The sequence below is a fragment of the Rufibacter immobilis genome, from assembly GCF_003721565.1.
In the GTDB taxonomy this organism is placed as follows: domain Bacteria; phylum Bacteroidota; class Bacteroidia; order Cytophagales; family Hymenobacteraceae; genus Nibribacter; species Nibribacter immobilis.
Map to the genome: position 1 here is coordinate 283705 of NZ_RJJE01000009.1, position 13013 is coordinate 296717.

At 56.4% G+C, this 13013-nt stretch carries 11 protein-coding genes; 3 read left to right on the top strand and 8 right to left on the bottom strand.

Going from position 1 to position 13013, the window contains the following annotated elements; translation table 11 throughout:
- Positions 1-54 precede the first annotated feature (54 nt).
- Positions 55-1518 (top strand): N,N-dimethylformamidase beta subunit family domain-containing protein, encoded by a 1464-nt coding sequence (locus EFA69_RS08500; protein WP_123132674.1) that lies wholly within the window; start codon positions 55-57, stop codon positions 1516-1518.
- Here the strand turns inward: EFA69_RS08500 and EFA69_RS08505 are convergent.
- The 5 genes from EFA69_RS08505 to EFA69_RS08525 form a co-directional block, all read right to left on the bottom strand.
- On the bottom strand, positions 1442-2410 hold the full coding sequence (locus EFA69_RS08505) for a glycosyltransferase family 2 protein (RefSeq protein ID WP_123132675.1): 969 nt from the start codon (positions 2408-2410) through the stop codon (positions 1442-1444). The two genes, EFA69_RS08500 and EFA69_RS08505, sit on opposite strands and share 77 nt — an antisense overlap.
- Positions 2407-3684 (bottom strand): MATE family efflux transporter, encoded by a 1278-nt coding sequence (locus tag EFA69_RS08510; protein ID WP_123132676.1) that lies wholly within the window; start codon positions 3682-3684, stop codon positions 2407-2409. Before EFA69_RS08510 ends, EFA69_RS08505 begins: the two co-directional genes overlap by 4 nt.
- A gap of 126 nt (positions 3685-3810) precedes the next feature.
- Positions 3811-4917, bottom strand: a complete 1107-nt coding sequence (locus EFA69_RS08515) for a DegT/DnrJ/EryC1/StrS family aminotransferase (protein ID WP_123132677.1) — start codon at positions 4915-4917, stop codon at positions 3811-3813.
- Between the two features lie 86 nt (positions 4918-5003).
- On the bottom strand, positions 5004-6014 hold the full coding sequence (locus EFA69_RS08520; protein ID WP_123132678.1) for a GNAT family N-acetyltransferase: 1011 nt from the start codon (positions 6012-6014) through the stop codon (positions 5004-5006).
- Positions 6015-6018: 4 nt separating this feature from the next.
- Positions 6019-6420: a sugar 3,4-ketoisomerase gene (locus EFA69_RS08525; RefSeq protein WP_123132679.1), complete on the bottom strand. Its 402-nt coding sequence runs from the start codon at positions 6418-6420 to the stop codon at positions 6019-6021.
- Positions 6421-6552: 132 nt separating this feature from the next.
- On the opposite strand from EFA69_RS08525, the gene EFA69_RS08530 reads away from it, so the two are divergent.
- Complete coding sequence (locus EFA69_RS08530) at positions 6553-7149, top strand: IMPACT family protein (protein WP_123132680.1); 597 nt, start codon at positions 6553-6555, stop codon at positions 7147-7149.
- Between the two features lie 116 nt (positions 7150-7265).
- Positions 7266-8390, top strand: coding sequence for a magnesium/cobalt transporter CorA (gene corA, locus EFA69_RS08535; RefSeq protein WP_123132681.1), 1125 nt, complete (start codon positions 7266-7268; stop codon positions 8388-8390).
- A gap of 83 nt (positions 8391-8473) precedes the next feature.
- Here the strand turns inward: corA and EFA69_RS08540 are convergent, their stop codons facing one another.
- The 3 genes from EFA69_RS08540 to EFA69_RS08550 are packed head-to-tail and all read right to left on the bottom strand — an operon-like array spanning position 8474 to position 13010.
- Positions 8474-9919, bottom strand: coding sequence for a TolC family protein (locus EFA69_RS08540; RefSeq protein WP_123132682.1), 1446 nt, complete (start codon positions 9917-9919; stop codon positions 8474-8476).
- Positions 9916-11286: an HlyD family secretion protein gene (locus EFA69_RS08545; RefSeq protein WP_123132683.1), complete on the bottom strand. Its 1371-nt coding sequence runs from the start codon at positions 11284-11286 to the stop codon at positions 9916-9918. The genes EFA69_RS08540 and EFA69_RS08545 overlap by 4 nt, the downstream gene beginning before the upstream one ends.
- Positions 11286-13010, bottom strand: a complete 1725-nt coding sequence (locus EFA69_RS08550) for a peptidase domain-containing ABC transporter (protein WP_123132684.1) — start codon at positions 13008-13010, stop codon at positions 11286-11288. The genes EFA69_RS08545 and EFA69_RS08550 overlap by 1 nt, the downstream gene beginning before the upstream one ends.
- Positions 13011-13013 lie beyond the last annotated feature (3 nt).

Here is a 13013-nt window from a genome sequence, read left to right on the forward strand (position 1 = left end):
CAAGAAAATGCTCGCCTTCCTCTCCCTGCGTTCTAACCTCCGGCAACTGCACCCATGACGTACCGGAGAGGAACCCGACTGCTCCAGCAGCTCAGGCCGCTGTTGCTGAAAGCCATTGGCCCCACCAAGCATTTTCTCCGCCTGCTTCTCCCTAAAAAGCCAGTTCCAATTGCCCTGGTCACCCCAGACATGCTCCCCCAGCCCCTGGAAGGATACACCGACAAACTTTTCTACACCCCAGGTGAGACGATTTCTTTCCACCTCAAAGCAGAATTGCCCCAGAACCACCTCCGGTTACAGCGCAGCGTGGCCGATCAGGAATGGGAAGAGATCACGGAATACGTTTTCGGGGCGATTTCGCAAAAAGAGGCGCTAAACGAAACACAGGAAGGTTGCCACTGGACCATCGGGTGGCAGTACCCTTTGCCGACGACAGCGCTTCCCGGCTATTACCGGGCCTTGTTGACCAATCCCGCCCTGGAGAAAGCCGCCGAGATCCATTTCCTGGTGGGCGCTTCCTCCCCCACCTCACAGGTAGCCGTACTGGCCCCCGTCACCACCTGGCTGGCCTACAATGCCTACGCCGGACAGTCTTTCTACCGCAACGCACTGGGCGAAGGCGAGGCTTCCTTTCTCTCTGCCCTTCGGCCGAACACCGCCCTCACGTACTCCTGCACGCATCCGCTCCAGCACAACCTCCGCATTGAGGCCAACATTTTCCATTGGTTTTCGCGGCACTACCAGGCAGCCCTCTACCCCGATTATTATCTGGAAGCTCATCCGGAAATATTCCAGAAGCATCAGGTTATCGTATTAGCCTACCACGCTGAGTATTTCTCTGAGTGCATGTACACGGCCCTCCGAGACCTGGTCCGGAACCAGCAGAAATCACTGGTGGCTTTGGGCGGGAATCAGGTGTATTGGCAGGTGCGCTGGCATCAGAACTTCACCCAGCTGGAATGCCGCAAAAGCGGCTCTTTTTTCCAAAACGAAGCAAAACGGGGCAGCCTCTGGCGGCACACGCCACACCCCGAGGCACAGTTGCTGGGCGCTCAGTTCTCAGAAGCTGGCATGAACACCTACGCTCCTTATCAAGTGCTAATACCCCAACACTGGCTCCTGGCGGGAACGGGCTTGAAAGCCGATGATATGTTTGGGGAGCACGGCCTGGATAATTTGCCCATCTGCGGCGACGAAACCGATAAAACCACCTGGAGTTCTCCTCCCCACACCGTGGTGCTGGCCAAAGGCCTCAACAAAGCCAAATCAGAGCATCTTATCGACAGGTACACGGAACATGACCCAGCCTGGAATGGCGCAGGCGGCGGCGAAATCACCTTCACAGAGCTGTCTGCGCAGCACGCAGTGCTCAACACCGGGTCTATCCAGAGCGGTTCGGGGCTGGGGACCGATAACGTGTTCACTAAAATCCTGGAGAACTTTATGCAGCGATATGCCCGTACTTCCAGCGGTGGTACCACCGGCGCAGAAACTGCAGCGGCACCTTCTGGCGGGTAAGCACTTGCAGGATTCGGTAAACCGATGTCATACCCTGCTCCTGCTCCAGCACCTTCAAAAGCTCCGTAGCCTCTGAATAATTAGCGGTGAAATAGGCGTGCCGCGCCTCGTACCTGATTCTGGCTTTCAGGGCCTCTTTCTCCAGCGGCGTCCTCACCAGCTTTTGGGCTTTCTGAATCACCTTCACGGTAGAGGCCAGCTGCTTGTCGCCTTGCTGGTAAACCTTTCTGGAAAGCGAATGTGGGTGCATCCGGCGTTGGCAAAGCACTTCGTCCAGAAAATGATACTGCCAATGGCGGGCAGATCTTACCCAGAAATCGAAGTCCTCATAAGCCAAGTCTGGATCGTAGCCCTGCAACTCCTCCAGCACCCGGCGGCGCATCATCATGGTAGGCGGACAAATGAAATAACGGCCCAGCACCTCCGCGAAGACATCGCCGGTAGCGGGTTTTGGGCTTAGTTTTCCAGAACTAGCCCGTTTATAGAAAAAGCCCAGCGAAACGCCTTGTTCGTCTATCAGCTCAGCATCGGTGTAGACCACACCGTAGGAAGCAGGCAGTTGCAGAAAGGCTTCCACTTGCCGGGTCACGCGCTCCGGGTGCAGCACGTCATCGGTGGCGAAATCAATGATGAATTCCCCCTGGCTCAGTTGCAGGACTTCATTGAATGACGCGCAATTGCCCTGGTTTTGGGCGTGCCGGATAAACTTGATCTGCGGATGCCGCTGCACGTACGTTTCTATGATGGACACACTCTGGTCTGTGCTGCAATCATCCACCACCAGCACCTCCACATTAGGATAGGTTTGCGCCAGCACAGAATCCAGCGCCTCATGCAGAAATGGCGCGTGGTTATAACAGAGGCAGATAATGGAAACCAGCGGTGGGGTCATGAGGCAGTGAAGTAAGACCGGAACAAGATCAGGTGAAACACCAGGTACAGCCCGTACCGCAGCGCATGGGCCATGGGCAATCCATCCAGCCCCAGCAGCGGCATAAGCCAGGCCACCAGAGCCACATACACAACACCAGAGACAAGCTGCGTGAGGATGTAGAGTTTCACCCGCGCCTGCACCGTCACAATATAGGAAAGCACCCAAGCGGTCATCTTCAGGAAATCGCCTAGCAACTGGTAGTCCATGAGGTCACGGGCGGCCAGAAAATCGCGGTGAAACAGGAGCTGGATAAAGAAATCGCGCTGCCACCAGAACACCAGCAACGCCAAAGCCACCGCCGGTGACAGCAGGAAGAAAATGCTGCGCACGTATTCCCTTAACGCCTGCGGCTGGGGCAACAGAGACGCAATCTTAGGGTAATACACCATGCCCAAAACGGAGATGTACACCATGGTATAACTATCAGAAATCTTCACTGCTGACTGCCACAGCCCCGTCTCCAGCACAGAAAACTCCCGGATGGCCATCTCACGCACCACAAAATCCACCAGCTTGGCTCCTACCAGCGTGGCCATGGCCATGACTAGGTACTTGCCCAGGTCGTGCACCACCGTGGCGGGTAGTTTAAAGCGCCAGGTCGGGATCAGTCCTTTGTACAGCACCACGGCCAGTCCGGCCAGACCGCCAATGGCCTGCCCGGTCAGGTACAGCACCAACGCCAGTGGCAGGTCTAATCGGCCTACCGCCCACCAGGTGGCACTCACGCTCACCAAACTGCTGAGCAGGCTCAGCCACACGTACCAGTTTAAGGCCTGCCGCGCCAGCAGCAAAGAGAGCCAGAACAAATGCAGCAGCAACAGCACAAACAAACCCAGCAGAAGCCACACCCGCACAGGGCCACCCTGAAACAGCAGCATCTCTCCAAAACGCTCTAAGAAAAAGCCCGGGAACAGCATCACGGCCACCGCGCCGCCTATAAACGTAAGCACATTGAGGAAAAAGCCCGCCCAGAAGTAGGCACGGTATTGCTGGCTCACGGGGGAAGGTTGCGCCAGGTGCCTGATAAGCCCTATATTGACGCCCCCGTTGGGAAGCTGGGTAAGCAAGGCGATGAGGTTCTGGAAATGCGCCAACAGCGTGATGCCCTGCGGCCCGTAGTACACCGCAAACAGCTTGTTCACCGCCAATCCGCTCACCGCCCGGGCCACCGTGGAGAGACCAGACCAGAGAGAGTTACCCAAAAATTGCCGCAAGTGCTGCTTTCGCGCCATGGTGCAAACTACGAAGAAAATCCTGCAATAGAGCCCTAGGCAGGGGTATCCCCGCTTCTTTTCGCAAGCTGTTTTGAGCCTAATTCGGGAAAAAGAGCCGCTAAACGCATGCAGGGCAAGCAGAGTTCAGGAGAAGAACCTTTTGATTTGTTCCACTACATACGCCTGCTCGGGTTGAGTAAGATCGGGGAACAAAGGCAGGCTGAGGCTGGTGGCCGCCAACGCCTCGGCCACCGGCAAATCGCCTTTCTGGTAGCCCAGGTGCTGGTAGGCCGGTTGGAAATGGGGCGGCACCGGATAATGCACCAGCGTCTGCACGTTCTGCCGGGCCAGGTACTGTTGCAGGGCATCGCGGTGCCGCGTGCGCACCACGTACAGGTGGTACACGTGGCCCGTGGCCGATGAGGCAACTTTAGGCAACACCAAATCCCCTACTCCGTCCAGAAGCGCATGATACTGTCGGCCCAGCCGCTGCCGCTCAGCGTTCAGGGTCTCCAGGTGAAGGAGCTTCACGTGCAGCACCGCGGCCTGAATAGAATCTAAGCGGGAGTTCACCCCTACCTGCGCGTATTGGTATCGTTTGGACTGCCCGTAGTTGTGGTACTGCCGCAGCCAAGTTGCCACTGCGGTATCTTGGGTAACCACCGCTCCGCCATCGCCAAGGGCTCCTAAGTTCTTGGTGGGATAAAAACTGAAGGCGTTGGCCGCCCCAAAAGTGCCTACCAATTGATCTTTGTAGCGCACGCCGTGGGCCTGGGCGCAGTCTTCCACCAGATGCAGGCCGTGTTCCTGGCAGAGTTGCAGCAAAGGGTCCAGCTCACAGCTTTGGCCGTAGAGGTGAATGGGCAACACGGCTCTGGTCTGGGGCGTGAGCTTTGGCGCCACCGTGGCGGCAGTGAGGTTATAGGACTGCGGGTCTGGTTCCGCGAACACCGGTTTCGCGCCTACCTGCTGCACCGCGTTGATGGTGGCAATGTACCCGTTGGACGGCACAATGACTTCATGACCAGGCCCTATGCCCAAGGCCTTCAGGCTGAGCACCAGCGCATCATAGCCATTGCCTACGCCAATCACTTCGGGGCCACCCAGGTACTGCCCGAACGCCTGTTCAAATCGGCTAACGGTTGGCCCCAGAATGAACTGTTTATTGCGCCATTCCTGCACCAACGCTGCCTCTACCTGTGCCTCCAGCCCAAGGGGAAAATCTCTGAATGTGAAGAAAGGAACGTGCATAAGCCTTGAACGCATAAACCAACAGATAACGGAGCAGCAAGTTAAACCCTAATTTGCGTTTAGGGGCGCTTTTTTCAAAATCAGCGCTAAACTGAGGTGGTCTTCGGTGGTGCATCTTCTTCGGCACTACGCACAAAGGTAGGTTTAAGGGATTCTACCCCGCCCAGGCGCTCCTTGAACGTGAACAGCCCGGCATACTCAGCCTCGTCCTCCTGCACCGGCGCCGACACCCCCAAATCCAACATTGGAATCTGGCGCTGCTGGCAAAACTGGTACAGCCCGGCGTTCAGCAACACACTGGGGCTATAGGCATTGAACCGCCTCGGGCTGGCCGGGTAAAGATGGTTCAGGATGTGGTTGCTCACCAGCACCGCCACGCCCACGGCCGCCAGTTCCCCTTCCCTCCGGACGGTGAACAGGAAATAGCGCTCCGGGAACAGCTCAAAATAGCGGGTCAGTTGGGGCAAGGACAAAGAAAGCGGCTTCTGCTTCTCTTCACGGCACTGTTTCAGGAATGCATAGGCTTCGGGGAGTTCCGCCAGGGTTTCCTGCTGGAAGGTAAAGCCAGCTTGTTGGCATTTCATCAGCCGTCTTTTGATAGAAGGATGCGCCTGGGCGGCAAAGGGCACCGCTGAGACCGGGACATGGTGGTTACGCTGGTCGTACCGCGTGGTATACCCGAAGGCAGGCAGCGTAGCGCGGAGTAATTGGTTCGTCTGGGGGGCATACGCATCTGGGCACTGGAGCCATTTCACTTCCCTTAGCCCTTTGTGCCGCAGCTGTTGGTGAAGATTCTGGAGAAAGTGATGGACTGCCTCTTCGGGAACGGTGAGGTTCAGCTGTACGCCCCCAAAAGGCGCGCGCCAGGGCGAAAAGACATTACGTTCCTCCTGGAAAAAATGCGCCACGCCGTCTACCAAACCAGTGCGCCGGTTCACCAGCACGAACATCTGCCAATCAGGGCCGGCCTGCAAGGCTACGTGCGCGGGCTGGAGAAACAGGAACACATCAAAGGAGAAAGGCGGCAGGGCCTGCCGCTCCGCCGGGGTGGTGAGGCAGCGTAGCTCATAGCCTGATTCTGTTTCCCAACCCGCCATGTTGTTAGTTTATCTCGTTTTGGAAGACGGCATGCTCCCGGATGTAATCGGCTTCATTGAACACCGTGGAGGTCATGCAGCAGAGCACGGCGTTCGCCGAGGGATGGACCGTAATCCAGCAAAGCGGCGGAATGTACAGGCTCTGCGTGGGGCCGGTCAGTTCAAAGGTCTTTCGCCCTTGGGCGGTTTGCGTCTCTACCCGAACCGTGCCCTGTACCACCACCAACAACTCCTGTGTGGTGCGGTGCGCGTGCCCACCCCGCTGGGTCCCCTGGGCAGAGGCAAAAACCCAGAAAACCCGCTGCACGGCAAACGGCAGCCCCGTAGTATCTTGGGTAGAGACAAGGGTACCGGCGGCATCGGGCAAGTGCCGCAACGGGAGCAACTGAGGTTCTGGGGTCGTCATTACCGGCGAAGGTACGCAAACGCAGTGAATTCCGTTTTCTCCGCAGATGGTACGTTTAGCGGCTCTTTTTCCGGAATTTGGCTTAAACCAGCACCAGTGGCTATTCTAAACAGTTTCGTACTTTTGCCTTCCATGAGGGAGGACACCTACCGCACCATAGCCGCACCCGTGGAGGGGTTGTACAAAGAGAAGGGCAGCAAGTTCATTTCCAAGGCATACCCCGTACGCTCTGAGGAGGAGATCAAGGAGATTCTGCAGGCCCTCCGGAAAGAGTATTTTGACGCCCGCCACCACTGCTACGCCTACCTGCTGGGTGCCGACCGGGCCACTTATAGAGCCAATGATGACGGCGAACCCAACCACTCGGCCGGAGATCCTATTCTGGGGCAGATCAGGTCCCTGGGCCTCAGCAACGTGCTGGTGGTGGTGATTCGGTACTTCGGGGGCGTGAAGCTGGGCGTGGGCGGGCTCATCCATGCCTACAAAACCGCCACCACTGAGGCCCTGGAACAAGCCCAGGTGGAAGAACGCCACGAGACTACCTTGCTTACGGTGCACTTCGGCTACGAGCAGATGAACGAGGTCATGAAAGTTGTGAAAGACCTGGACCTGCCCGTGCGCCAGCAGGATTTCAACCTGGCGTGCCGCCTCACGGTGGAGGTGCGCACCAGCCTGGCCCCACAGGCCGAGGTTATGTTCCAGAAAGCGGGTGCCGCGCTGGAGGCGTAGTGCGTTTAGCGGCTCTTTTTCCGGAAACAGGGCCAAAACAAGTTCATCGTTCAGCGGCCGGTTTACGTAATAGGCCCATTCCGCAAGTTTAATCCATCCAATCTCCGTACCGTTACATGCGCCTCACTCCTTCGCCCAAACTACCTTCCAAAAGCATCTTAGACCGAAGCGTGGGCCAGAAGCCCGGTTCGCTCTCCGTGTCAGCGGATGCGCTCACACCTAGACTGTTCCTTGTTTCCTTTGACCAGGACTATTATGAGGCGCTGGAGTTCACGGACTATGATTTGTTGATGGAGGCTTTCCGGAGCGCTCCGCAGGCCCGCCACTGGATAGACGTGCGCGGTTACGGCAACGTGCCCCTGCTGGAACGCATCATGGCCGATTTCCAGATCCACCCGCTGCAGATGGAAGACGTGATCAATGATTACCAGCGGCCCAAGGTGGAGGAAGGTCCCAACGGACTGTTCATTGTCTCCCGCATGATCGCGTTCCTGCCTGACCATACCCTGGACGATGACCAGCTCTCCATCTTCACCGGAGACAACTACGTGCTCACTTTCCAAAGCGATTACGAAGACTGCCTGGACAGCCTGCGCGAGCGGATACGAGTGGGCAAAGGCTCCATCAGGAAGAAACCCGTCATGTACCTGGCCTACGCCATGCTGGACGTTACCCTGGACTACTATTTTCCGGCCATGGCCCAACTGGGCGAATACGCCGAGGAACTGGAAGACTGTCTGTTTGAGCAACCTAGCAAGCAGCTCCTGAGCCAGATTCTGGACCTGAAGCGCGTGGTAGTCAAGATCAGGCGCATTGTCTGGCCCGAGCGCGACAAGATCAACGAAATTCTGCGCCTGGACGAGAGCGTGGTGCCCCAGGACCTCAAGATCTACTTCAAAGATCTTTATGACCACGCCATCCAGCTCATAGACCTCATAGACAACTACCGCGAGACCACCAGCAGCCTCACCGATCTGTACCTTTCCAACGTGAGCAACCGCATGAACGAGGTCATGAAGGTATTGACCATCATCTCTACGGTGTTCATCCCCTTAAGCTTTATTGTGGGTCTGTACGGCATGAACTTTTCCCGTGAGAACCCAGACGGCAGCCTCAATCCCTTGAACATGCCAGAACTGTACCAGCCCTACGGTTACGTGACGCTGCTGGGCTTTATGGCGCTGGTGGTGGCGGGCATGGTTTATTACTTCTACCGCAAGGGCTGGCTTTCCAAAGATTAACCCCGCCTACTTTCCTTTCCCCCTTTCATGCGGCCAATGAGGCTCACTGTGCTTTGTGCACTTATTAAGCCGAAGGCAAAAGTTTACAAAGCCCCCTCTGTAGTGCTGGCGGCCAGATTTCCGGCGGCCCACAGCAGGTTGTATTTAGCTTTGCCGTACTTGCTTCTGAGCTCCAGGAGTTTGATCTGTTGGGTCAGCAGGTTCATCTCCCGGGTATTGATCAGGAAGAGGGAACTCTCCCCGTTCTCAAACCGCTGCTGCTCCCCATTACGCATGAGGGTGTTATTAACAATAATCTGCTCCTGCAGCACAATCTGTTCTTCCAGCTGTTGCCGCTCATTATAGGCCGCCTGCACCTGGTTCTGGTTCTCCCGCGACGTCTGCTGCAACTGCATCTGCGCCGCGTTGATCTTGAGGCGAGTCACCTGCAGTTTCCCCCGTTCCTGCCGCAGGAAAAGAGGCAAACTGAAACTGGCACCCAGTTTATAGTTATTGGTGGCATAACTCCCTTCCAGCCATTGGGTACCTGCCGTGCCGCCCTTGCCAATCAAGTTATACTCCACATTCAGCTTGGGCAGCAACTTGTTCTGTGAAAACCGCCGGTCCACCTCCAACTGCCTCAACTTCACCTGTAGCTTGATTACCTCTGGATGCCGTTCCTGAGCGTTTGCCAGCAGGTCGGTCAGTTCACCGGGCGAGATGGGCTCAAGGTCGGTGCCCGCCAGGGAGGGGGCCACTCCAGCTGGTATTTCCAAAGGCGTGTTGTTTTCCCCCCACAGGAAATTAGAGACCATGAGCGCGGAGTTTTGGCTCTCCACGCGGGCCTGCCCCAGCATAGCCAACCGGTTCTGCGCTTCTATGGCGGCTTCCACGGAGTCAATGGCTGCCAGATCGCCTTGGCGCACCCGCTCTTTCACCGCCTGCAGCCGCACCTGGGCCAATTGGTAACCTTGCTCCAGCAACTGCCATCGCTGGTGGGCATACGCCCAGTCCCAGTACGCTTTGGCGGCCTCCAGCAGCAGTTTGTTGATACTCTTCACGCGGTCAGCCTCCGCTAGTTCCTGGGCCTGTCTCGCCTGCTGCAGCGTTGCCCGTCGTTCGTCTATCAGGAGGCCCTGCCCCAGTGGAACCGAAATCCCGACATAACTTAGGCCGTCCCGCGAGGTTACGTTCTCCGGATTGACGTTTGCCCCCACATTGCGCTCATGCCCGGCTTTGAGTTCTCCCACCCAGAGCGGCACCTTCAGGACGTTATCCCAGAGGGTGAAGTAATTTTTTCCGCCCAGCTCCTTGTTGTAGAATTTGGAAGCCAGCACCGGGTCAAAGGCCCCGCGGGCCATGCGTATCTCCTGCAAGGCCTGCTCAGAGAGTTGCTGCGCCTGTCGGGCCACGGGGTGGTGCACCGCCATCTGGCCCATCAGGTCCTGGATGGTGAAGACCGCGGTGGAGTCTGCCGCCTGGGTTGCCCTACCGGCCAGCAACAGCAGCAAACCTGTCACCAGCCCGTAGCAAAAGTGCCTCCGTCTCATTTCTCGCCTCCTGTTCCTTTGTCTTTGCTTCCTTCTTTCGGCTCACTGTTCATGGGCATCACGTAATCTGGCGGGAAGGCGTTCAGCTGCCGCCATAGTTCATACCAGATGGGCACGTCATTGAGCATGGCCCAGCCATAGGCCCCCGAACCTACCCGAATGGCTTCGGGCCACGGGTTGCTGCTAGGGTCCGGCACTACCAGAATGCGGTATTTGCCCTGGCTGTCTATGTTGTCAATCACGGCCACCTTAGCCCCAAACGTCCCGAAGCCCACATTAGGCCATCCGGAGAACACCAGCGCGGGCCACCCTTCAAACTGAAGACGCACCTTGCGCCCCACCTCCAGCAGCGGGATGTCAATAGGATCTACGTACAGCTGCACCGCCAACTCCGGATTGGCCGGCATAATGCTACAGATGGCCTCCCCTTCTTTGATGGTTTCGCCAATCCCTGCCTTGAGCGCCCGCACCACATACCCGTCCTGCGGTGCAGTTACTTGGTAAAAGGAATTCCGGATCTGGGTATTGGCGTATTCATTCTCCATCTTGGAGATTTCCCCTTTGGTATCATTGATGTAGGCCTGCGTGGAGTTGAGATCTGAGCGTGCCTTGGAGATTTTGTCCTGGTATTCCGCTTCCAGCGAAGACAGCTCAATACGGGCGTTTTGCTGCTCATTTCGGCTGATGTTGAGTTTGTTCTGCGTGCTCAGACGCTTTGCCTGCACTTCCTGGAACTTAAGCCGGCGGCTTTCCAGCTCGGTTAAGGACTTCAGCCCCTGCTCATAGAGTTTCTCCTGGCGGGCGTACTGCGCCTGGGCCACCTCGTACTCGGCGTTGATGGCCACCAGGTCAGCGCTGTCGCTCTGCACTTTCAGGTAAGCCTGGCGGGTTTTGTTGCGGGCCTTCTGCAAACTGAACTGCAACCCTTCCTGCAGCGCCTTAATCTGATTGGTCAGTGCTTCCGCCTTGGCTTGGGTGGCCGACATGCTTCCTCCCTTTGCCTGCAACTGTTCCTGCATCCGGTTGAGCAACTGTGGGTCAAAGTACTTCTCCTTCACCTCAGACAACACCACCAGCGTATCGCCTTTCTTCACTTTCTGGCCTTCCTGCACCTGCCATTGCTCAATGCGGCCGGCAATGGTGCTATGCACCGTCTGCGGACGGTCCTGCGGCTGCAGAGTGGTGACCGACCCTGCGGAACGGATGTTCTGCGTCCAGGGGAACAGGGAGAAGATGAACAGTAACCCAAACAACGCCACGCTCCAGTAGGCCATCACCTTGGCCAGACGGGGTTTGCTCACCAATTGGAAGGAGTTGAACTGCTCCCAGGTGTGCGGGAGCGGATGGTTAGAAGTTTGCTTTGCCATTACACAATATTGTTTAGCTCCTCTGGAGTTGCTCTTTCACTTACTAATTCCTTTACCACCCTCCCATCTTGCAACAGGGCCACCCAGTTGCAGAGACGCATGATACTTGGGTCATTGGAGATGAGAATCACGGTCCAGGCTATTTCAGAATTGACCAGACGTTTGGCAATCCGTTCCCGGAGGGTATTCTTCACCGAGGACAGGAAATTGTCCAGCAGCAGCAGCTTGGGTTTGCGGGCGATGCTGCGGGCCAAGGCCAGTCGCTGCAGAACGCCTTCGGGCACTCCGGGGGAGTAGCTATGGATCACCGTATGAAGTCCTTCCGGCTGCGCTTGGATATAATTGGAGAGTTCCACCATCTCCAGCGCCCACAGCACATCATCCAGTTTCACGTCAGGCTGCCCCATAGTGATGTTCTCCAGGATAGTTCCTTCAAACAGGCGGCCCGGCAAGAGGTAAAAGCCAATCTGCTCATGCACAACCTCAGGGTCATAATCGCGCAGCGAAAGACCATTGAATACTACCGTTCCTTCGAACTCAGTATGGATACCGGCCATAATCTGGAGCAAGGTAGACCTACCGGCTTCCTCAGAACCCGCTAGGCAAATCTTGTCGCCGGCCAAGATGGAAAGATTCACGCCCTGCAAGGCCGGTTTCTTAGCGCCGGCGTACCGGAAGGCCACGTCTTTCAGCTGCACGGAAATTGCCTGGTGCTGGGCCGGAAGCTCTCTTGACAGCCCCTTGTTCTCTTCCATGGGCAGGTCTGTGACGCCACCCAGTTTTTCCAGGCTGGTTAAGACATCATATACCACATCCAGTTTCACCAGCAGTTTCTCCACCGCATTTATGATCAGGATGATGATGATCTCTGAGGCCACAAACTGCCCCAGGTTAATTTCCTGGTTTACCAGGAGCAAACTACCCATGAGCAACAGACCAGCCGTGATCACGGTTTTAAAGCCTACAAACCCAATGTACTGGGTAATCAACACTTTAAAATGCGCCTCCCTGGCCTTTATGTAACCAGAGGTATAATAGTCGGTCTTTTCCAGCGACAGTTTTTCATTGGAGGCCGATTTGAACACCATTATGTTACGGGCCATCTCTTCCAGCCAGTGCACCAGCCGGTACTTGTATTTAGATTCCTCCAGACTGGTGCGCATGCCTTTGGGGCTGGTGAGCCGCAGGATCAGGAAGAGCAGCAGAATGAGCACCAGACCAAAGAAGATAAAGTAGGAATGGTAGAAGGAAAGCAGGATTAGCCCGAACAAAATCTGGATGGCGGCCGCCGAGAAATCGGTGAGCATCTTGGCCAACCCTTTCTGGAGCGAGATCACGTCAAAGAACCGGTTCATCATCTCGGGCAGGTTGTGGGCCCCCAGTTGATTGCTCTTGATCTTGGTGAGGTGCGTGGCAAACTGAAAGGCTTTGGTGGCGAAGATGCGCTGTTGGATATGCTCCACCAGCGAAAGCTGCATCACCTGCAACCCTCCCACTACCAGCACGCCTACCACTATGAAAAAAATAAGTACCGAAACGGAGGTAACCAACTGCCCCCCGGAGACAAACCCGATGAGGCTCTGAATACCCAGCGGCAACGACAGGTTCACGATGCCTGAAAAAATAGCGTACAGATAGATGTAGCCAATCACTTTCCGCTCAGAGGACAGTAATTCCACAAACCTCCTGAAGGGACTGGGCTTACCAGATGCTTGTTGTGCCATGTG